This is a genomic window from Burkholderia sp. RF4-BP95 (genome assembly GCF_001521985.1).
In the GTDB taxonomy this organism is placed as follows: domain Bacteria; phylum Pseudomonadota; class Gammaproteobacteria; order Burkholderiales; family Burkholderiaceae; genus Burkholderia; species Burkholderia diffusa.
The window spans coordinates 584,298-605,715 of the sequence record NZ_LOSX01000018.1; the positions used below are offsets into that span (position 1 = coordinate 584,298).

General features: G+C 67.7%; 18 protein-coding genes. 9 read left to right on the forward strand and 9 right to left on the reverse strand.

Features of this window, described 5'->3' with window-relative positions; all coding sequences use genetic code 11:
- Positions 1 to 25 precede the first annotated feature (25 nt).
- The 6 genes from WS46_RS07275 to WS46_RS07300 all read right to left on the reverse strand — a co-directional run bounded on the left by WS46_RS07275 (position 26) and on the right by WS46_RS07300 (position 6,912).
- Entirely contained in the window at positions 26 to 2,500 is a 2,475-nt protein-coding gene (locus tag WS46_RS07275) for a hypothetical protein (RefSeq protein WP_059689953.1), read from the reverse strand.
- On the reverse strand, positions 2,497 to 3,552 hold the full coding sequence (locus WS46_RS07280) for a DUF1839 family protein (protein ID WP_059690211.1): 1,056 nt from the start codon (positions 3,550 to 3,552) through the stop codon (positions 2,497 to 2,499). Before WS46_RS07280 ends, WS46_RS07275 begins: the two co-directional genes overlap by 4 nt.
- Positions 3,549 to 4,520 (reverse strand): amino acid--[acyl-carrier-protein] ligase, encoded by a 972-nt coding sequence (locus tag WS46_RS07285; protein WP_059525165.1) that lies wholly within the window; start codon positions 4,518 to 4,520, stop codon positions 3,549 to 3,551. The genes WS46_RS07280 and WS46_RS07285 overlap by 4 nt, the downstream gene beginning before the upstream one ends.
- Complete coding sequence (locus WS46_RS07290) at positions 4,517 to 5,713, reverse strand: acyl-CoA dehydrogenase family protein (protein WP_059689954.1); 1,197 nt, start codon at positions 5,711 to 5,713, stop codon at positions 4,517 to 4,519. The genes WS46_RS07285 and WS46_RS07290 overlap by 4 nt, the downstream gene beginning before the upstream one ends.
- A complete protein-coding gene (locus WS46_RS07295; protein WP_047903457.1) occupies positions 5,710 to 5,961 on the reverse strand; it encodes an acyl carrier protein in 252 nt (83 codons plus the stop codon). Before WS46_RS07295 ends, WS46_RS07290 begins: the two co-directional genes overlap by 4 nt.
- A 168-nt stretch (positions 5,962 to 6,129) precedes the next feature.
- A complete protein-coding gene (locus tag WS46_RS07300; protein WP_179949131.1) occupies positions 6,130 to 6,912 on the reverse strand; it encodes a Crp/Fnr family transcriptional regulator in 783 nt (260 codons plus the stop codon).
- Positions 6,913 to 7,829: 917 nt separating this feature from the next.
- Between WS46_RS07300 and WS46_RS07305 the strand changes: the two genes are divergently transcribed.
- Both WS46_RS07305 and WS46_RS07310 read left to right on the forward strand, forming a co-directional pair.
- Positions 7,830 to 8,612 carry a Crp/Fnr family transcriptional regulator gene (locus WS46_RS07305; protein ID WP_059525170.1) on the forward strand — a complete coding sequence of 261 codons (783 nt, stop codon included), beginning with the start codon at positions 7,830 to 7,832 and terminating at the stop codon, positions 8,610 to 8,612.
- Between the two features lie 32 nt (positions 8,613 to 8,644).
- Complete coding sequence (locus WS46_RS07310; RefSeq protein WP_059690212.1) at positions 8,645 to 10,036, forward strand: undecaprenyl-phosphate glucose phosphotransferase; 1,392 nt, start codon at positions 8,645 to 8,647, stop codon at positions 10,034 to 10,036.
- An 82-nt stretch (positions 10,037 to 10,118) separates the two neighbouring features.
- Here the strand turns inward: WS46_RS07310 and WS46_RS35960 are convergent, their stop codons facing one another.
- Positions 10,119 to 10,292, reverse strand: coding sequence for a hypothetical protein (locus WS46_RS35960; RefSeq protein ID WP_175907158.1), 174 nt, complete (start codon positions 10,290 to 10,292; stop codon positions 10,119 to 10,121).
- Between the two features lie 343 nt (positions 10,293 to 10,635).
- On the opposite strand from WS46_RS35960, the gene WS46_RS36735 reads away from it, so the two are divergent.
- A complete protein-coding gene (locus tag WS46_RS36735) occupies positions 10,636 to 11,028 on the forward strand; it encodes a TraR/DksA C4-type zinc finger protein (protein WP_059525174.1) in 393 nt (130 codons plus the stop codon).
- 169 nt (positions 11,029 to 11,197) lie between these two features.
- Entirely contained in the window at positions 11,198 to 12,964 is a 1,767-nt protein-coding gene (gene polX, locus WS46_RS07325; protein ID WP_059689955.1) for a DNA polymerase/3'-5' exonuclease PolX, read from the forward strand.
- Positions 12,965 to 12,979: 15 nt separating this feature from the next.
- On the opposite strand, the gene ald is transcribed toward polX, so the two are convergent.
- Positions 12,980 to 14,095 (reverse strand): alanine dehydrogenase, encoded by a 1,116-nt coding sequence (ald, locus tag WS46_RS07330; RefSeq protein WP_059689956.1) that lies wholly within the window; start codon positions 14,093 to 14,095, stop codon positions 12,980 to 12,982.
- 353 nt (positions 14,096 to 14,448) lie between these two features.
- Between ald and WS46_RS07335 the strand changes: the two genes are divergently transcribed.
- Positions 14,449 to 14,865 carry a DUF3995 domain-containing protein gene (locus tag WS46_RS07335; RefSeq protein ID WP_059689957.1) on the forward strand — a complete coding sequence of 139 codons (417 nt, stop codon included), beginning with the start codon at positions 14,449 to 14,451 and terminating at the stop codon, positions 14,863 to 14,865.
- A gap of 244 nt (positions 14,866 to 15,109) precedes the next feature.
- On the opposite strand, the gene WS46_RS07340 is transcribed toward WS46_RS07335, so the two are convergent.
- On the reverse strand, positions 15,110 to 15,421 hold the full coding sequence (locus WS46_RS07340; protein ID WP_059689958.1) for a hypothetical protein: 312 nt from the start codon (positions 15,419 to 15,421) through the stop codon (positions 15,110 to 15,112).
- A gap of 55 nt (positions 15,422 to 15,476) precedes the next feature.
- On the opposite strand from WS46_RS07340, the gene WS46_RS07345 reads away from it, so the two are divergent.
- The 4 genes from WS46_RS07345 (at position 15,477) to WS46_RS07360 (ending at position 21,290) form a co-directional block, all read left to right on the forward strand.
- The gene (locus WS46_RS07345; RefSeq protein WP_059690213.1) at positions 15,477 to 16,214 is read left to right on the forward strand and encodes a gluconate 2-dehydrogenase subunit 3 family protein; all 738 of its coding nucleotides are present in this window, start codon (positions 15,477 to 15,479) and stop codon (positions 16,212 to 16,214) included.
- Positions 16,214 to 17,992, forward strand: coding sequence for a GMC family oxidoreductase (locus WS46_RS07350; protein WP_059525180.1), 1,779 nt, complete (start codon positions 16,214 to 16,216; stop codon positions 17,990 to 17,992). The genes WS46_RS07345 and WS46_RS07350 overlap by 1 nt, the downstream gene beginning before the upstream one ends.
- A complete protein-coding gene (locus tag WS46_RS07355) occupies positions 17,989 to 19,383 on the forward strand; it encodes a cytochrome c (RefSeq protein ID WP_059689959.1) in 1,395 nt (464 codons plus the stop codon). The genes WS46_RS07350 and WS46_RS07355 overlap by 4 nt, the downstream gene beginning before the upstream one ends.
- 185 nt (positions 19,384 to 19,568) lie before the next feature.
- Complete coding sequence (locus tag WS46_RS07360; RefSeq protein ID WP_059689960.1) at positions 19,569 to 21,290, forward strand: cation:proton antiporter; 1,722 nt, start codon at positions 19,569 to 19,571, stop codon at positions 21,288 to 21,290.
- Positions 21,291 to 21,418 lie beyond the last annotated feature (128 nt).

Sequence of the window (21,418 nt, forward strand, 5' to 3'; positions counted from 1 at the left end):
GACCGTGTGAGCGGTCCCGCCCGCGTCAGCCGGCCAACGCGGCGCGCACGGTTCGCGCGGCGTTGACCGCTCGGATCTCGACAGTCGGTGGCGCGCCGGCGGCCGGATGGTCGCCGGCGTTATCCAGCGGCACGAGCGCGACGCGTGCCGGCGTGCCGGGCGCGAGATCGAACCAGTCGTCGCGCGGCACGAAGCCCGGTGCGTCGATCTGCACATGACGCGCGACGTGGCGCGTATCGATGTCGACGTGCCAAGTGTCGCCGGTGCGCGACACGCATGCCTCGATGCCGGGTTCGCGGCGGGCGAACACGGCCGGATGCGTGCGGGACGGAAAGTAGAAAGCCTGCGACAGCAGCGTGCCGTCCTCGGCGCGCAGCGTCGCGACGACGGTATCGTGCTCGCACGGGCCGAAGCGATACGCATAGGTCCAGTCGAAAAAGCGGCCGAGCAATTCGGCCGACTCGAGCCGCACAGCGTCGTGCGCGGCGATCCGGAGGGCCCCGCCGGCCCGCGCGACCGGCGTACGGCCGTCGCGCAGCGCGACCAGCTCGACGGCTGCCGACAGCGGCGCCGGCCGTTCGTTGATCACATGCACGTCGAGCCCGTTCAACCCTTCGTCGACGAGCAGGACCTGCACCGGTTGAAGTACCTGGCGCAGCGCATACCATGCCGATTTCGGCCGCTGCGTCGCATCGAGCAAGCCCCATCCGGCGCCCGCCATCACGTCCTGGAACTGCCAGACGAGCGCACCCGCGCAGCGTGAGCCGGTGCGCCGCCATTCCGAGAACGTGTCGCGCATCAGGTCCGCGATCACCGCGCGCGAGAGCTCGAAGTAACGCGACGGATCCTCGCGCCGCAGGCGGTCGGGTGCCACGTCGTACAACGTCTGCAGATAGTGATCGCGAATATCGTCGAAATCCCACGACGTGCCGGGATCGCGCGGCACGGCCGCTTTCCAGCGCGGCTCATGGACGCCCGGCCAGCCGAGGCTTGCGAGCATCGCATCGCACGGCACGTTCGCGAACGCGAGGCATTCGCTTGCGAAGCGCACGTCGGCGCGACGCGCGTCGTCGAGCGGGCGAAGGTACGCGCCGACGCCGTAATAGTGCGACACGCGTTCGCGCGGCATGAACGGCAGCACGCCGCCGTCGGGCGAGTCGGGGACGTAAAGCGTGTCGGGCCGTCGCGCCGCCGCATGGCCGGCGAGGCGCTCGGCGGTCAGTTCGAGGAAGCGCTGCTTCGGCCCGAGCCCAGACATCGCGGCCTGCTGCGCGATCTCGCTGCCGCCGCACAGAACCGCGAGCGATGGCGATGCGCGGTGGCGCGTGAGGAACTGTTCGGCTTCGCGATCGACGGCGTCCGCGAACGCGCGATCGTCGAGCGCGTAATCGAAATTCGCGAACATGAAGTCCTGCCAGACCAGCAGTCCGAGCCGGTCGCACCACGCGTGGAATGCGTCGGCCTCGTACGCCATCGTGCCGCCGACGCGAATCATGTTGAAGCCGGCGTCGCGCGCGAGTCCGAGCAGCCGGCCATAGGTTGCGTCGTCGGCGTGCAGCGCGAGCGGTGCGGCGCTGCTCCAGCAGGCGCCGCGCGCGAACACGCGCACGCCGTTCACGCGCAGGCCGAAACCCTTGCCGTCGTCGCCCGCGTCCTGCTCGATCGTGCGAAAACCCGTTGCGCCGAGCGGTCGTCGATCGGCGCCGATGTGCAATGCGACTTCATAGAGCACCGGTTCGCCGTGCGTGTGCGGCCACCAGCGGCGCACGTTCGGCACCGCGACGGTCGCGTGCAGCCGGTCGGCGCCGCTGCGCTCGAGCGTCGCGTGGTGCTCGCCGCACGACAGCCGGGCCGTGAACGCATCGGGTAGCGGCCCGGCAAACGCGAGTTCCGCGTCGAGCCAGCCGGTGTCGCCATCGATGCGCGCATGCAGGTCGCAATGAACGAGAACGGGCCCGTCGGCCGGATCGAGCACTTCGACGGGCCGCCACGGTCCGGTCGGCACGCAGCGCGGAAACCAGCCGGGCATGTGCCCGAGCAGCGACGTGCGAACGGTGCGCAGCGTCGCCGGTTCGGCCAGTCGCGTGCGCCAGCGTGCACGGCGCGGTGCGCGCACGTCGCGCAGGTGCGGCGCGAGGGCGCGGAAGCAGACGGTCAGGCGGTGTGTGGCATCGAGCGACACGGGCACGTCGTGCGCGACGAACATGCTGTCGGAGCGCAGGATCGGCGTATCGTCGAGCCAGGCTTCGGCGAGTGTCGCGAGGCCGTGAAAGCGCAGCACGCGCGGCCCGTGCCCGTGCAGTTCGACGCGATACCAGTGGTCGCGCTCGTCGAGCGACGCCGTATCGTCGGGGCGTCCGGCCTGCACGAGCGCTTGCGCGACCGTGCCGGGAACGGGGGCGGCGATCCAGCCGTCGGCGGGAAGATCGCGCGGCCCGCGCGTGGCGCCCGCTGCCGTGGCGAGCATCGACCACGCGAGCGCGGCGGGCGCGCGTCTCACCGCATCGACGGCACGGAGGCCGCGTCGGCGCGAACGGGCACCGCGCGCTGAAGCGGCGGGGTGATCTGCCGCGCGCAGTCGATCAGGTCGGCGTAGGCCGCTTCGATCGCTTCGAGCGTCGCGTCGCCGCGCTCTTCCTTGCCGCGCGCGCAGGCCCGCGCCAGCCGGAACTCCAGCACCATCGCCTCGGACGCGATGCGGTCGCAGGCGGTGCGAATCTCGGCGAACGGTCCGACGCAGCCGCTTGCCTGCAGCCAGCGCGCGTAATGGCCGAACAGTTCGAAGTTCGCACCGAGTTGCCGCACCGAATTGAACGAGTACGCATGGAACCGTTCGAGCGGCGAATCGGCGAGCGATTTCGCATCGATCTGCAACTGGCGCCGGAACGCCGCGACCGGATTGACGACCGGCAGGCGGCGCAGATGGCGCTGCAGCGCCGCGAGCGAGGCTTCGCACAGCGCGCGCTCGTCGAGCGGCGCGAAACGCCGCTTCGCGCACTCGACGTACGGCGGCAGCGGCATCGGCGAACCGCCGCCGACGAGGCCGTCGTAGTCCACATCCTCGGCCACGTAATAGCCGCTGTTGTGGAAGTAGCCGATCTGGCGGTGCGTGCGATCGATCGAGTCGATGCCGATCGTCGTCTTCGTATGCTGCGCGCGGTAGCTGCTGCCGCGCGTGTCCGGCAGGAACCACGCGTCGACCTCGACGATCATCAGGTGACCGCGTGCGACCTGCGTCTCGACGTGCTGGTCGAGCGGCTCGTAGATCGAATGCTCCTGCACGACGATTCCGTAAAGCCGCTCCAGTTCGTCGTGCGGAAACTTGAAGAACGTGAACTGGTCGCCCTCGAAATCGAGCGCGATCGTAAACGGCAGTGCCGCGTACGGATTGAGACCCCACCAGCGGAGCACCTCGAGCCACATGTCGACGTAGCAGTTGGTCTGCTTCCAGACCATCTCCTGACTGTGCAGCGGGTGCGGCCGGTAGTGGCGTGCGCGGTGGCGCACGTCCTCGAACGACGCGTCCTCGCCGTCGCGGGACACGAATTTCATCGCGTACCCCACAGCACGTCGCGAACGTCGGCCGGCCATGCGTCGATGTCGAAACCGTGATGACGGAACAGCGCGAGCGTCAGCCGCTCGAGGCCGAAGCCGACACAGCCCGTGTGCGCGACGTCGCCCGTCGCGGTGCGGATGTCCCACAGCAATCCGAAGTGATCCATGTGGTAGTTGAAGCTCAGGCACGCGGTCTGGCGATCGTCGTGCTCGATGGGGATCAGAAGCTCGAACTTCAGGTTCTGCTCGCGCTGGCTGTTCGCGACGATCTTGCCGCCGCGCCCGAAGAACGGATCGTTCGCGAGATCGATCGCGTTCGGCAGGCGCAGCGCCTCGATCATCCGCGTGCCGCGCTCCATCCACGTCGCGCGGAACGCGACGATCTGCTCGGGCGTGCCGATCCGCACGTATTCACGCATCCGGAACAGCTGCATGCGGGTCGGGTCGAGCGATGGCTCGTGGCGGAAGCAATACGAGAACACGTCGACGATGCGGCCGTCGTCGGGCAGCGCACCCGCGCGCGCGACGACCGGATAGACCGGGTAGCAGGCGGCCGGCGTCAGCACGACGTAAGTTGGCTTCTGGCTTTCGGTCCAGTCCTCGCCGCGGTCGAGGCACTGCAGCACGCGCTGGTGGCGCTGCTCGTCGCCGCAGAACGCATGCACGCTGCCCGCGAGCTGCGGGAAGCTCTTCATGTATTCGCTGCGCTCGAACTCGGTGCGGCTCATCGCCGGCGGGAAGCGCAGCACTTCGGCCTGCTGGTCGGCGCCGAGGCGCGTGACGAAGGCGTCGAGCGCTTCGACGACGCGCTCGAACCGTTCGCTGCGGCCGAACAGGCCCTGGATGCCGGTGGACACGAGCAGGCCCGCATCGATCAGCGCGTCGCGCAGCGGATTGACGCCCGCGCGGTCGAGCGGTGCGTCGGACGGGGTGGCGGCAGAGGGCACGGACAGGCGGTCGTTCACGAATGTTTCTCCAGCGTCGTGGGACGCAATGCGAGCAGCAGGCTCGCGGTATTGGCGGCAATGCGGTCGTTGCTGATCATCAGCGGCGCCGCGTGCAGGTCGCGCAGGTGGCGGCCGATGCTGAACGGCGTGCCGTGCTTGTAGCCGGCCATCCCGCAGATCATCATCGCCTGCTGTGCGACTTCGAGCGCGGTCGACGACACATAGGTTTTCAGCGTGTTGATCTCGGCGGCCCAGGCCATGCCGGCCGACCACGAGCGGGGCGACGCGCTGGCATAGAGGCGCAGTACGTTGTCGACGCGGGCCTGCATCGCCTGCATCAGCGCAAGCGATTCGGCGATTCGCCGCGACGCGGGCGACGGCGCGCCGTCGGTCTGGCGTGCCTGCGCGCGGAAGAACTGATGCGCGCGATGGAACGCATCGCCGGCCACGCCGATCCACACCGCCGCCCACAGGATGTGCGAAACCGGCACCATCGTCTGCTCGGCGATCTGCGCGAACGGCACGGGCAGGCATTGTTCGGTCGCGCCCTGTGCGTCGAGCACGAAGCCGTTGCTGCACGTTCCGCGCATGCCGAGCGTGTCCCATTCGCCGCGGCGCGTGAGCGTGTAGCCGTCGCGCAGCAGCGTGACGAGCACCTGCTCGGACGCCGGCGCGTCGGCGTCGCGCCGCGCGGTCGCGAGGATGCCGTCGGCATAGTCGCCGTACGAGATCGTCGGTGCGGATTTGTGCAGCCGGAATGCGCCGCCGTTGGCTTCGAGCGCGCACTGGCTCGCGCGCAGGTTGCCGCCGACGCCGTCTTCGGATGTCGCCGACGCGAGCAGCCACTGATGGCGCACGAGCTGCTGCAGGAACAGCTTGTGCCAGCCCTGGTCGGCAGCGTGATTGACGATGCACGCGACCTGGATCTGGTGCATCGCGAACACCATCGCCGACGATGCGCACGCTTGCCCGAGGATCGAGCATGCCGATGCGATGTCGGCCAGCGACGCGCCGGCACCGCCGAGCCGGGTCGGGACCATTGCGCTCAGCAGGCGGCGCGCGCGCATGGCCTCGATCGCTTCGACGGGGCAGCGCGCATCGCGATCGACCGCATCCGCATGCTGGGCGGCGATATGCGCGACGGCATGCGCGGCCTCGTCGAGCCGGCGTGCTTCGTCGTCGGCCGCGAGTTCGGGAAGCAGCGCGCTCATGCGGAATGCTCGGAGCGTTGCAGGGTCGCGATCGTATCCGCGAGCGCGTCGATGCTGCGGAACAGATTGCGGTTCAGCATCTCGTCGGGAATCTCGATGTTGAATTGCTTCTCGATTGCGAGCATCAACTGGATCGTGTCGAGCGAGGAGAGGCCCGCTTCGTAGAGGTCGTCCCCGTCACCGATCGAATCGATCGCGGCTTCGAGGTGGGCGACGTGCTTGAGGATGGTTCTGATTTCGTTTTTCACGTGCTGCTCCGGCGTGTGTGGTGTCGTCCGCACGGGCGGACGCGCGCAGCGCGCTGACATCCCCCCGGCAGTCCGGCATCAGTAGACCATTCGCAAGCACGGTGTTCTGTTCGCCACCCTACAATCGGCTGACTCGGATCGCACGCGTGCGCCGAAACGCCGTGCGCATCACGCGCGTGCCGCAGCGGCCACGCTCGAGTCGGCCGACAGGATGCGCTTCATCTCGTCGCGCACGATCGCGCGGCAGCCGCACGACATTTTCTCGAGGCCCGCAAGGTCGGCAAGCTCGATCGAGCTCCGGTACTGGCGGATCAGGCCGAGTTTCTGGATCTCGCCGGCTGCGTCCGTGACCGTCTCGCGCCGCACACCGAGCATCTGCGCGAGCATGCTGTGAGTCACCTGGATCTCGATGCTGCGCGACCGGTCGTAGGCAAGCAGGAACCATCTGCATAACTGATGTTTGAGCACATGATGGCGGCTGCAGAACGTGATCTGCGATACCTGGGCCATCAGCAGTCGCACGCAGACAAACACCAGATGGCGAATCACCGGCGATGCATCGAACGCGGCGGCGAAGATGCGTCGGTCCAGCCGGTAGACAAAGCCGTCGCGGCATGCGACGGCACGGCAGGGCATCCGGCCGCTGCCGCCGATCACGTCGTCGCACACGACGCTCTCGCTGCCGATCTCGGCCACTTCCAGCGTCATGCCGCCGGACGATACGTACTGCAACGAAATCGCCGTCGTGACGGGCAGGTAAACCGCGGTGAGCATTTCGCCGGGTTCGCACAGCACCTGGCCCGATTTCAGGTGAACGAGCTGAAGATTGGCGATCAGCGTGGCGCGTTCCTCGCGGTCGAGGGCCGCGAGGAACCGGTTGGCGTCGAAGCTGTGGGAGAGCTCGATCATGCCGCTCGCGTGGGCGACGGCGTCATTGGCCTGGTGGGTCACGGCGCATCCTCGTAGGGGGCGGTCGCACGTCGCGCGGCGGCATCCATGGGGATTTAGCACGCGCGTGCGGATTTGAGTTCGTCGGAATTCGAATGCCGATGGCGGGAAAAGGCTAGCACGCAATTGAATTCGATAAATTGCGCACTGCGTAACTTCACAAAGTTTGACGATTCGGAATAAACGAAAACGTTATATGGATTTGAAGATCATGTTTTCACGAGTTAATCGAGTTGATATGGATAGATGGTTAAGTCGGGAATTCGATGACGATCTGGAATCAATCGGGAAGCGATGCATATCGTACAGGTAAAACATTAAGAATGCATTGAACATTATTTGACAATTGAGATTTTAGTCATGAATTTATCAATTGAATCATGGGGTTGCGGTGGTTGTGTGCGTTTGCTTACAGAGTCGTAAATTAATATAACGATTCATATTTGAGACAGTTTCAAACGATCATTCGAGGTGTCGGGCGCCACTCGGGTGTCGCGCGGGACGTCACGGAAACAATTGAAAACGGGCCGTAAGTAGTTGAACGATAAGCTTCGCGGCCCCGCTGCCGGAGCCGCCGCATACTCGGTGGTCATTGATCAGTCGAATCGCCGGCTGTGTCCGCTGCGGCAGAGGGTGTCCGAAAATGAGACGCTTTTTGCGGTTTTCAGTCGGCAATTCGGGGGTGCAAAATCGCGGGTCATTTATATATTAAGGATGAAGCGGGTATTGGCACGTAAATCGCTTATTGAGATGGGCGCATCGAAACGGGACTGCCGATTCGATCCGGCGGCGCGAAGCCGACGGTCGATTGGAAGGAGGGTTGTGGGCCGCAACCCGAGTCGCCGTCGGGACGCGCATCGCGATAACGAGTTCCGCTGACGCGGCTGCATGCGGCGCGGACGACAAAATGGGATACAGACATGCTTCATCTTCACTCGAGCTACTCGGCGAACGCCATCCTCGATGCCCTCCCGGAGGACAGCATCCGCGCCATCGCTCCGCACCTCGAACTGGTCAGGATCAAGGCAGGCATGCTCGACCGTGTCGGGGAACCGATGCGCCACCTGCATTTCCCGACGACCGCCATGATGTCGGTGCAGCACCTGATGGAGGACGGTGCGATGGTCGAGGTCGCCGTGGTCGGCCGCGAAGGCGTGGTCGGTCTGGCGACGCTCGTCGGCGGTACCGCGATATCGAACCGCGTCGAAGTCCGTATCGGCGGCATGGCCTATCGCGTGCCGACCTGCGTGATGCGCTCGGAATTCGAACGTTCCCCGGCGACGTATCGGCTGCTGCTGAATTACTGCCAGGCGACGATGGCGCAGATCTCGCGCAGCGCGTTGTGCAACCGGCATCACTCGGTCAGCGAGCAGTTGAGCCGCTGGCTGCTGCTCGCGCATGACCGGATCGACGGCGACGAACTGGCCGTCACGCAGCAGACGATCGCGAACATGCTCGGCGTGCGCCGCGAAGGCGTGACGGAAGCAGCCGGCCACCTGCAGGAAGCCGGGCTGATCCGTCAGCGTCGCGGCCGCATCACGGTGCTCGACCGCGACGGCCTCGAGCGCCAGGCGTGCGAATGCTACGAGCTGATTCGTGCGGACTTTCGCCGGCTGCTCGGCACGCGGAACGGCGCGCGATCGATGCCGGTGCGACCGCGCATGCACGACGTGCACGGCGGATTTCCGGTGCATGGTGCGTGACGATGCACGCGACGGCGGGTGGAACGAATACGATGCGGCGCGCCGCGATCGCCGCGGCCGATGTCGCGCTCGTGCTGGCAGGCGCGCTCGCCGCGCAGGTTGCGACGGGGCTCGCGTGGCGCGATCTGTCGGATGCGCAGCGCGGCGCGATTGCATTGCTGTGCGCGCTGACGGTCGCGTTGTTGCCGCGCAGTGTGCGTGTGTCGCGCGGGGCGTCGTCGTCGCATGACAGCGGAACCGTGCTGACGCGCACGGTGGTGGCTGTCGTGTGCGCGGGCACGCTGACGGTGGCCGGCACGATGTGGATCATGAACCGCGGCGGCACGGTCACGACGCGCTGGATTGCGCGGACGGCGCTGTCCGGCGACGCGGCACTGCTGCTCGGCAGGCTGGCACTGTGCGCGCTGGCGATGAAGCGCGGCGATTCGCGCACGCGGCAGCGGCGGGTCGCGATCGTCGGCGCGACCGCTTACGGACGGGTGGCGATCGAGCGCATGCAGCTCGAGCCGACCGGCCCATTCGCGGCGGCGTGCGTGTTCGACGACGACGCGCCGGCCGCGGCAGCCACCGCCGGGATCGGCGGCGTGCCGGTGATCGGCGACTGGGTCGCGCTTCGGCGCATGATCCGCGGCGGCGAGATCGACGAAGTGTGGCTCACGCTGCCGATGTCGCACGAGTCGCGTATTCAGCGCATCGTGCGCGAACTGCGCGACGAGTTCGTCGAGTTGAGACTGTTGCCGGACGTGCGGCAGATGGCGGTCGTCGAGCGATCCGCGACCGATGTGCTCGGCATGCCGGCAATCAACCTCGCGACCACGCCGCGTTCCGCGCCGGAACTGTGGGCGAAGTTCGCGTTCGACCGGCTGTTCGCGGTCGCCGTGCTGATCCCGCTGCTGCCGCTGCTTGCGGTGCTGGCGATCGCGGTGAAGCTGTCGTCGCCGGGGCCCGTCTTGTTCAGACAGCGCCGCAAGGGTGCCGACGGCCGCGAGTTTCACATCCTCAAGTTCAGGACGATGCGCGTGCATCGCGCACAGCCCGGTGTCGTGCGGCAGGCCTCGCGCAACGATGCGCGCATCACGCCCGTCGGCGCGTTTCTGCGGCGCACGTCGCTCGACGAGCTGCCGCAGTTCTTCAACGTGTTGTTCGGCCAGATGTCGGTGGTGGGTCCGCGTCCGCATGCGATCGAACACGACGACTTCTACCGGCAACTGGTCGACTGCTACATGTATCGCTATCGCGTACGGCCCGGGATCACGGGATGGGCGCAGGTGAACGGCTATCGCGGCGAGACGCGCAAGGTCGAGGCGATGGCCACACGCGTGAAGTTCGATCTGTTCTACATGCAGAACTGGAGCTTCTGGTTCGACATGAAGATCATCCTGATGACGGTCGTGCGTGGCTTCGTCGGACGCAATGCATTCTGACGAAGAGGATTGCGAAGTATTCTGTGCGGCGTTTTCGTCGTCGATGGGATGCGCCCCGCGACGGCGCACCTGAAACCGCGCGTCAACCGTCCGACGGCGGCTGAGCGGCCGCCGGCAACGCAGCGGGCGTGGCGGCGGGGCTGGCGTCGGGCGCGGCTTGCGCGCTCGACGGCTGGATGGCGTGCTGGATCGTCGGCACGACCATCGTCGGGAACAGGGCCGCAAGGGCCACCCAGATGACGACGCCGAACAACATGACGTTCTCCCTCGAAGCAGCGGATTCGCCGCGCATGTTTTCAATCTATGTCGCAACTTTTTACAGGGGATTGATCGACCTCAACGGCGGCTGCGTCAGACGAATGCGGGTGGGCGCGATTATCGCGTCGGTCCCCCGTTTTCGCGCGCACGAGGTGGGCGCTGACGCCGGTCAACACACGCGTGTGCATTGGGTTTATGCTGCGTCGAAGGCGTCCGGCGCTTCGTGCGGCCGGACGTGCATCCGGGCGCGGCGAGCCGGGGCGTTCCGGTCCGCCGCGCACCGGCGCGACAACCGCGCGCCGTATGCTCGTTGCGCGGAACCCGAAAAAGGAGAGACGGCGATGGCGCTCGATCAAGAACAACGGCGGACGCTGCAGCAGCGACTGACCGAGAGCGAGCAGGCGTTGCGGGCGGATATCCGCACGAGCGAGGACCAGCGCGCGTCGGAGTCCTACGCGGAGCTCGCCGGCGCGGCGCCGGACGAGGGTGACGAGGCGAACGCCGATCTGTTCGTCGACATGGATCACGCGCTGATCGGGATGAAATTGACCGAGTTGCGTGCGATCGGGCGCGCGCAGCAGCGCATGCGCGACGGCAGCTACGGCGAATGCATCGACTGCGATGCGCCGGTCGGCTACGAGCGGCTGCTCGCACGCCCGACTGCCGAGCGTTGCACGCATTGCCAGTCCCTGTACGAGCGCCGCTACGCGACGACACCGCGCGCATCGCTCTGAGGTATCGGCGCAGGCGCCGCGCAAGCCGCATGTCGCGCGCGACACGACACGGGCAATCGGTGCGAGATGACCAACGGGTGCCCGCCGTCGTCGACAAGCGGTGCCGGGCGGGCAGACACCGGCGCGCCGGCGCACGGCGCCATCCACGTGGAAGGGAGCCACGCCGACCATGCCGATCCACAATGCCGAGTGTGCGGCCGTCTTCGCCGAAATCGCCGACATGCTCGAGATCCAGGGCGCCAATCCATTCAGGGTGCGCGCTTATCGCAACGCGGCCCGCACGATTGCCGACTACGGGCGCGACATTCCCGCGATCATCGCGAGCGGCGGCGATCTCGGCCGGATTCCATCGATCGGTGCCGATCTCGCGGCGAAGCTGCGCGAGATCGCGTCGACCGGCACCTGCGAACTGCAGCAAACGCTGCGCCATGCGCTGCCGGGCGCGATCGTCGAACTGCTCGACGTGCCGGGGCTCGGCGCGAAACGCGTCAAGGCGCTGCATGACGCACTGCACGTCGACTCGCTCGAACAGCTGCGCGCCGAAGCGAAGAGTGGGCACATCCGTGCGCTGCCGGGTTTCGGCGCGAGGACCGAAGCCCATCTGCTCGACGCGATCGACGATCGCCTGAAGCGCGAGCCGCAACGCTTCCTGCTGCCGGATGCCGCGCAATCGCTGATGCCGTTGCTCGAGCGTCTGCGCAAGGTGGCCGGCGTCGGCGAAGCGGTGCCGGCCGGCAGCTTTCGCCGCAGCCGCGAGACGGTCGGCGATCTCGACATCCTCGTGACGGCCCGCGATCCGGCCGCGGTGGCCGATGCGTTCGTCGGCAACGGTGAAGTCGCGCGCGTGCTCGCGAACGGCAAGACGCGTTCGAGCATCATGCTCGGCAACGGGCTGCAGGTGGATCTGCGCGTCGTCGATGCCGACGCGTTCGGCGCGGCGCTCGTCTATTTCACGGGATCGAAGGCGCACAACATCGCACTGCGAAGGATCGCGCAGGCCGGCGGGCTGAAGATCAATGAATACGGCGTATTCCGCGGCGACGAGCGGATCGCGGGCGCGACGGAGGCATCCGTCTACGAGGCGATCGGTCTTCACTGGGTGCCGCCCGAGTTGCGCGAGAACCGCGGCGAGATCGACGCGGCGCGCGCGGGCACGCTGCCGGCGCTGGTCGAGCGCAGGCACGTTCATGGCGATCTGCACGCGCATACCGCAGCGTCGGCCGGGCGCGACAGCCTGCGCGCAATGGCGGATGCGGCCCGGGCCCGCGGGCTCGCTTATCTGGCCGTCACCGATCGCGCACCGGATACGAAAGGTCACCGCGCCGATGGCGACTGGCTCGTGCGGCAGATCGACGAGATCGACCGCCTCAACGCGTCATTCGACGACTTCGTGCTGTTGAAGGGCGTCGAGGCCGGCATTCGCGCGGACGGCAGCCTCGACGTGCCCGACGACGTGCTTGGCCGCCTCGACCTCGTCGTTGGCGCGGTGCGCGACGGCTTCGACCTGTCGGGCGACGCGCAGACCGCGCGGATCCTGCGTGCGATGGATCAACCGAATTTCACGATCCTCGCGCATCCGACCGGTCGGCTGCTCGGCGAACGCGACGCATGCGAACTCGACGTGCCGCGCGTGCTCGCCGCGGCCGCCGCGCGCCACTGCTTCGTCGAACTCGACGGCGACCCGCGACGGCTCGATCTGCCGGACGTCTGGTGCCGCGAGGCCGCGAAAGCCGGCGTCGCCGTGGCGATTGGCTCGGACGCGCTGTGCGCGAACGATCTGGACAACCTCGGATACGGTATCGGCCAGGCGCGGCGTGGTTGGCTCACGCGGCAGGACGTGCTCAACACGCGCACGCTCGCGCAACTGCGGCCGCTGCTGGCGCGCACGATGCGCGCGAGCGGCGCGTCGAATCGCGGCCGCCCGAAGGGTGCGTGACGGCGCGCGCCGAAGTCAGGCCAGCACGTCTTCCGCCGGTACGTACGGCAGGCCGAGCGCCAGCGCGACGGCCTCGTACGTGATGCGGCCGTCGCATACGTTCAGGCCCGCGCGCAGATGCGGATCGTCTGCCATCGCGCGCTTCCAGCCCTTGTCGGCGAGCGCGAGCGCATGGCCGAGCGTCGCGTTGTTCAACGCGAACGTCGACGTGCGCGCGACGGCGCCGGGCATGTTCGCGACGCAGTAGTGCACGACGCCGTCGACGACGAAAGTCGGCTGCGCATGGGTCGTTGCATGCGATGTCTCGAAGCAGCCGCCCTGGTCGATCGCGACGTCGACGACGACCGCCCCCGTGCGCATCGTCGCGATCATGTCGCGCGTGACGAGCCGCGGCGCCGACGCGCCCGGCACGAGCACCGCGCCGATCACGACGTCGGCGTCGCGCACGGCTTCGTCGATGGTGTGCGCGTTCGAGCAGACGGTCGCGATCCGGTTCGCGAAGACCAGGTCGAGCTGGCGCAGCCGGCCCACGTTCGTGTCGAGCACGGTGACGCGTGCGCCGAGGCCGACCGCCATCTGCAGCGCACCGGTGCCCACCACGCCCGCGCCGAGCACCACGACGTGCGCGGCCGGCACGCCGGGCACGCCGGCCATCAGCACGCCGCGGCCGCCGCGCGGGCTTTCGAGGTGCGTCGCCGCGACCTGGATCGACATGCGTCCCGCGACCTCGCTCATCGGCGCGAGCAGCGGCAGCCCGCCGCCGGGGCCCGTCACGGTCTCGTACGCGATGCACACCGCGCCGGACTTCACCAGCGCGGCCGCCTGCTCGGGATCGGGCGCGAGATGCAGATACGTATAAAGAATCTGTCCGCGCCGCAGCATCGCGCACTCGGCCGCCTGCGGCTCCTTGACCTTGATGATCATGTCGGCGCGCGCGAAGACGTCGCGCGCGTGGTCGCACAATGCCGCGCCGGCGGCCGTGTAGTCGTCGTCGAGCAGGCCGATCGCGGTGCCCGCGCCGCGCTGCACGAGCACGCCGTGGCCATGCCGCGTGAGTTCGCGTGCACCGGCCGGCGTGAGGCCGACGCGGTATTCGTGGTTCTTGATCTCCTTCGGCACACCGATCAGCATGAGTCGTCTCCATGGGTATTCGTCGTTGTCGTCGTGCCCGGGTGCGCAGCGATCGTCCGATCGAGCGTGCCGGCGAACGGCACGTGTGCGACGGTCGCGCATGCACGGTTCGAGTGCCGTACTGGAATAAAAGGGTAGTGGTGCCCGGAGGGAAGTCAAGCGGCGGCCGGCGAGACGGCGCGCGCACTGCACCGCAGCACGCGGCATGGCGCATTGCGACCGGACGTCGCAATGCATGCGGCACGTGGTTTGGGTATCGTCTCGTGTTGCGCGGAACCGGGGCCGCGCGCGGCCGGAGCCTGTCCGGCCGGATCACGACACGACGACACGATGAGACAAGGAACCTTACCGAGATGACCGGCGCGTATTTCAGCGTGCCGACGCTTTGTGCGATCGCACTCGTTCACGTCTACTGGGCGTTCGGCGGACGGCTCGGCAGGCGCGCGGCCATTCCCGAACAGGACGGAGTGCCGCTGCTGCGGCCGACCATGCTCGGCACGCTCGCCGTCGCGACGGCATTGCTGGCCGGCGCATGCGTGGTGGCGTCGCGCGCGGGCTGGCTGTGGCCGAACCGGTATCCCGGCGCGATCGCGTTCGCGATCGTTGCGCTCGCATTGATCTTCGCGGTGCGCGCGGTCGGCGATTTCCGCTACGTCGGCTTCTTCAAGCGGGTTCGCGGGTCGCGTTTCGCGCGGATGGACAGCGTGTGTTACTCGCCGCTGTGCGTGGCGCTCTCGTGGTCGATCGCGTCGATGCTGTGGCCGTGGTGAGCGTCGCGCCCGGCGCGGCAGGCCGTGTGCAGCGACGGGAGCCCTGACGCTCGTCGCGGCGTCGAGATGGAACGCGCAGACCGGGGAGAAGCGGGCGAAGCCCGCGCGCGCATCGCGCCGGCGGGGTGAGCGACGACACGACCGCACCACGGCTCTTGCGCAAACCAGAAAACGATTTCCCCATTATTGCGATTTTCGATGTAATGAATTGCATCGAACCCTTTGGAGATGGAACCGGTTCCATCTATAATTCGCGACGTTTGTCGCCGGGCCCGGAATGAGGGTCGTGCACGAAGCGCTTGCCGCCGGCCAGCGCGGCGTCTAAGTTGGATAGGGCCATGGCGATGCAGGGCAGATGCGGGCGGTAAGCCGGTATTTGTCCGAAGATCAGACCCGCGAAGAGGTCGACTCCATGCAGCGCGCCGACAACCGGCGCGCTGCACGGCTGCATGACGGCGCCACCGCGCAACGCGCGGCGCGCCCGCATCGAGGTTGTTCGCAACACCGCAAGAACAGGACGGCCAGCCGCGCGCGGCATGGCTGCCGTGCCGGGCATGCCGCATGCGGAATGCGCGCCCCGAACCACGTTCCCCAACGATCACCATCCGACCATGTCCACGCCACCCGACAAACCCAATTCGCGTCGCCGTTTCCTGCGCACGTCGGTCGCGCTCGTGCCGATCGCGTCGGTCGCCGGTTGCGACCTGCGCTCGTCGTCGTCCGCGACCACGGCCGGCAATGCGTCCACCGCATCGGCCAGTGTCGAACGCGCGCCGTACAAGCCGACCTTTTTCGACGCGAAGGAGTGGGCGTTCGTCCAGGCCGCCGTCGACCGCCTGATCCCGGCCGACGCCGAAGGCCCCGGTGCGCTCGAATCCGGCGTGCCCGAATTCATCGACCGCCAGATGGAAACCCCGTACGCACACGGCGCGACGTGGTACATGCAGGGGCCGTTCCAGCAGGGCGTGCCCGAGCTCGGCTACCAGCTCAAGCTCGTGCCGCGCGACATCTACCGGCTCGGCATCGCGGCGGTCAACCGCTACTGCGAAAAGGCCCACGGCAAGGTGTTCGCCGACCTCGACGCGCCGACTCGCGACACCGTGCTCGGCGTACTGGAAAAAGGCGGCGCGCAGATCGACGACGTGCCGTCCGTCGTGTTCTTCGGCCAGTTGCTGCAGAACACGCGCGAAGGCTACTTCTGCGATCCGGTGCATGGCGGCAATCACGACATGGCCGCGTGGAAGATGATCGGTTTTCCGGGCGCGCGCGCCGACTTCATGGATTTCGTCAACCAGAACGGCAAGCCGTACCCGTACGGCCCGGTCTCGATCAACGGGGAGCGCACCTGATGGCAGCGGAAAAGAAGCCGCACGTCGATGCGGTGATCGTCGGTTTCGGCTGGACCGGCGCGATTCTCGCGAAGGAACTCACCGAAGCGGGCCTGAACGTCGTCGCGCTGGAGCGCGGCGAGTATCGCGACACCTATCCGGACGGCGCGTATCCGAACACGATCGACGAGCTGACCTACAACGTTCGCAAGAAGCTGTTCCTCGACCTGTCGAAAACGACCGTGTCGATCCGCCACGGCGTGCAGGACACCGCGCTGCCTTACCGGCAGCTCGCCGCGTTCCTGCCGGGCGAGGGCGTCGGCGGCGCGGGGCTGCACTGGTCGGGCGTGCATTTCCGGATCACGCCGGAAGAGCTGCGCCTGCGCAGCCACTACGAGGAGCGCTACGGCAAGAAGTTCATCCCGGAAGGGATGACGATCCAGGACACGGGCGTCAGCTACGACGAGCTCGAACCGTATTTCGACTTCGCCGAGAAGGTGTTCGGCACGTCGGGGCAGGCATACAAGGTCGGCGGCAAGGTGGTCGGCGACGGCAACGTGTTCGAGGCGAACCGCAGCGACAACTTCCCGCTGCCCGCGCAGCTCAACACGTATTCGGCGCAACGCTTCTTCGATGCGGCGAAGTCGCTCGGGCTGCATCCGTACCGGCTGCCGTCGGCGAACACGTCGGGTCCATACACGAACCCGTACGGCGTGCAGATGGGGCCGTGCAACTTCTGCGGCTACTGCAGCGGCTATGCGTGCTACATGTACTCGAAGGCGTCGCCGAACCTGAACATCCTGCCCGCGCTGAAGCAGGTGCCGAACTTCGAGTTGCGCTCGAAGTGCCACGTGCTGCGCGTGGACCTCGACGACACGAAGAAGCGCGCGACGGGCGTCACCTACGTCGACCCGGCAGGCCGTGAAGTGCACCAGCCGGCCGATCTCGTGATCGTCGCGGCGTTCCAGTATCACAACGTGCACCTGCTGTTGCTCTCGGGCATCGGCAAGCCGTACGACCCGATCTCGGGCGAGGGTGTCGTGGGCCGCAATTTCGCGTACCAGAACCTGTCGACGATCAAGGCGTTCTTCGACAAGGACACCTTCACGAACCCGTTCATCGGCGCGGGCGGCAACGGCGTCGCGGTGGACGACTTCAACGCGGACAACTTCGACCATGGCCCGCTCGGCTTTGTCGGTGGTTCGCCGCTGTGGGTGAACCAGGCCGGCGTGAAGCCGATCAGCGGCATTGCGACGCCGCCGGGTACGCCGCAATGGGGCGCCGCGTGGAAGAAGGCCGTGAAGGACAACTACGCGCATACGATCTCGATGGACGCGCACGGCACGAACATGTCGTACCGCGATGTCTACCTCGACCTCGATCCGACCTATCGCGATTCGTACGGCCAGCCGCTCTTGCGGATGACCTTCGACTGGAAGGACAACGACATCAAGATGGCGCAGTACGTGACCGGGCAGATGAAGAAGATCGCGGAGGCGATGGGGCCGAAGGCGATCGGCGTGTCGACGCGCGAGTTCGGCAAGCACTTCGATTCGCGCGCGTACCAGACGACGCACCTCGTCGGCGGCGCGATCATGGGCACCGATCCGAAGACGAGCGTGCTGAACCGCTACCTGCAGTGCTGGGACGTGCACAACGTGTTCGTGATGGGCGCGTCGGCGCTGCCGCAGGGCATCGGCTACAACCCGACCGGGATCATTGCGGCGCTGGCCTACTGGTCGGCACGTGCGATCCGCGAGCAATACCTGAAAAATCCCGCCCCGCTGGTGACCGCATGAAGAGGACAGTGAACCATCACAACGCCGCGCGCCGAATTTCCCCGCTGCGGCGTGCACTGGCGATCGGCACGGCATGGGCGGCGTTCGGTTTCGCGGGCGGCGCGGCCGTCGCGCAACCGGCGGCGCCGGCGGCACAGTCCGCCGACGCGAACCTCGTCAAGCGTGGCGAATACCTCGCCCGCGCGGGCGACTGCATCGCGTGCCACACCGCGAGCGGCGGCAAGCCGTTCGCGGGCGGGCTGAAGTTCGACACGCCGATCGGCGCGATCTATTCGACCAACATCACGCCGGACCCGAAGACGGGCCTCGGCGGCTGGACGCTCGACGACTTCACCCGCGCGGTGCGCGAGGGCGTCCGCAAGAACGGCGACACGATGTATCCGGCGATGCCGTATCCGTCCTACGCGCGGCTGAGCGATGACGACGTGAAGGCGCTGTATGCGTACTTCATGCACGGCGTCGCGCCGGTCGAACGCGAGAACCGCGCGGTCGACATCGTGTGGCCGCTGTCGATGCGCTGGCCGCTGACGTTCTGGCGCAAGATGTTCGCGCCGGCGCCGAAGCCGTTCGATGCGGCGTCGTACACCGATCCGGTGGTCGCGCGCGGCGCGTATCTCGTGCAGGGTCTCGGCCATTGCGGTGCGTGCCACACGCCGCGCGCGGCGACGATGCAGGAGCGCGCGCTGACCGATGCAGGCGGCCTCGACTTCCTGGCCGGCGGCGCGGCGATCGACGGCTGGGTGCCGACGAGCCTGCGCGGCGAGCCGCGCACCGGGCTCGGCACGTGGAACGAAACCGAGATCGTGCAGTTCCTGAAGACCGGCCGCACGCTGCGCACGGCCGCGTTCGGCGGGATGACGGACGTGGTCGGCCACAGCATGCAGCACATGACTGACGACGACCTGACCGCGATCGCGCGCTACCTGAAGACGCTGCCGCCGCGCGTGCAGGGCGAGCAGCCGCACGTGTACGACGCGGCCGCGGCGAAGGCGCTGCAGACCGGCGATGCGAGCAAGCCGGGCGCCGCCGTCTATCGCGACAACTGCATGGCGTGCCACCGCAGCGACGGCCACGGCTACACGCGCGTGTTCCCGGCGCTTGCGGGCAACCCGGTCGTGCAAAGCGAGGACCCGACGTCGCTCATCCACGTCGTGCTGGAAGGCAGCGCGCTGCAGGGCACGCACACGGCGCCGTCGACCTTCACGATGCCGCCGTTCGGCTGGCGCCTGTCGGACCAGGAAGTCGCGGACGTGTCGAACTTCGTGCGCACGAGCTGGGGTAATACGGGCGCGGCGATCACGGCCGCGCAGGTCGCGAAGGTGCGCAAGAGCACGCCGTCGACGCGGCCGGAGCCGCCGCCGGGCGCGCGGTTCCCGCAGGCGTCGCGCTGACGCGCACGGTGGGGCGCCGGGCCCCGCCCGATCGATCCGCCTCACGAGCCGACCACCCGGGGTAGTACCCCGCAATGGCGGGCCATCGCGTGAATTTTTCGCGGTGGCCCGCCATTTTTCCATCTCATCCCTTATCCTTTCATTCTTGAACCTTACTAAATAGTTACAAGAACTTGGGAGGGAGGATGCCTCATGACGTCAGCCTGATTGCGTTGCTCGCGGCCGGTTTCGGTCTCGCGATGATCTTCGGTTACCTCGCGTCACTGCTGAAAATGCCGCCGCTCGTCGGCTATCTGCTCGCCGGGATCGTGATCGGCCCCGGCACACCCGGTTTCGTCGGCGACCTGTCGCTCGCGCAGCAGCTCGCGGAAGTCGGCGTGATGCTGCTGATGTTCGGCGTCGGCCTGCATTTCTCGCTCGGCGACCTGCTCGCGGTGCGCAGGATCGCGCTGCCGGGGGCCGTCGTCCAGATCACCGTCGCGACGTTGCTCGGCGGCGGGCTCGCGCTCACGTGGGGCTGGAGCCTCGGCGCGGCGCTCGTGTTCGGGCTCGCGCTGTCGGTCGCGAGCACGGTCGTGCTGCTGCGGGCGCTCGAGGGGCGCGGGCTCGTCGAGACGGTGAACGGGCGCATCGCGGTCGGCTGGCTCGTCGTCGAGGATCTTGTGATGGTGCTCGTGCTCGTGCTGCTGCCGCCCGTCGCGGGGCTGCTCGGCGGCACGCCGCCCGGCGACGCGCACGCGGCCGGCGGCAGCGTATGGGGCACGCTCGGCGTCACGATGCTGAAGGTGGCCGCGTTCATCGCGCTGATGCTCGTGGTCGGCAAGCGCGTGTTTCCGCGCATCCTGTGGCTCGTCGCGCGCACCGGTTCGCGGGAGCTGTTCACGCTGTGCATGATTGCCGCGGCGGTCGGCATCGCGTTCGGCGCGGCGAAGCTGTTCGACGTGTCATTCGCGCTCGGCGCGTTCTTCGCCGGGATGATGATGCGCGAGTCGGAGTTCAGCCGGCGCGCGGCCGACGAGACGCTGCCGCTGCGCGACGCATTCTCGGTGCTGTTCTTCATTTCGGTCGGGATGCTGTTCGACCCGACGGTGCTGCTCACCGAGCCGCTGCACGTGATCGAGGTCGCGGCGATCGTGCTGGTCGGCAAGACGCTCGCGGCGGTCGCGCTCGTGATCGCGTTCCGCTATCCGCTGAACACCGCGCTGACGGTCGGCGCGGGCCTTGCGCAGATCGGCGAATTCTCGTTCATTCTCGCGGGGCTCGGTCGCGCGCTCGGGCTGCTGTCGGCCGAAGGGCAGAGCCTGATCCTCGCGGTCGCGCTGATCTCGATCGCAATGAACACGCTGCTGTTCGCGATGATCGATCCGGCGCTCGCGTGGATCCGCAAGCATTCGGCGTTCGCGCGCAAGCTCGAGGCACGCGACGATCCGCTCGCCGCGCTGCCGATGTCGACGCCGCAGACGCATCTGACCGGGCAGGTCGTGATCGTCGGCTACGGCAAGGTCGGCACGCGGATCGCGCATGCGCTGGACGAGCGCGGAATCGCGTATGTCGTCGTCGAGCAGAATCGCGAGCTCGTCGAGAAGCTGCGCGCGGACGGCGTCGCCGCCGTGTCGGGCGATGCGATCGAGCCGATCGTGCTCGTCCAGGCGCACATCGCGCGCGCCGGGATGCTGGTCGTCACGCTGCCGGACGTATTCGACGTGCGGCAGATCGTCGAGATCTCGCGCACGCTGAATCCGACGCTGGAGGTCGTGCTGTGCACGAACAGCAGCGACGAGGCCGCGTTGCTGTCGAGCGAGGGCGTCGGCACCGTGTTCATGGGCGAGAGCGAACTCGCGCGCGGAATGACCGAGCACGTGCTCGGCAGGATGGTGAAGCCGGTGGCTGCCGCGCACGCGCACTGACGGTCGCGCGGCGGATTTGCGCGGATAGAGGGAGCATATCGGCCAGCGGAAAGCGGGCGTGCCGGGCATTCGACACGGCGAACGATCGACCTGTTCGCCGCGCGCGGCGCCGAGTGCGCCCCGGCGGC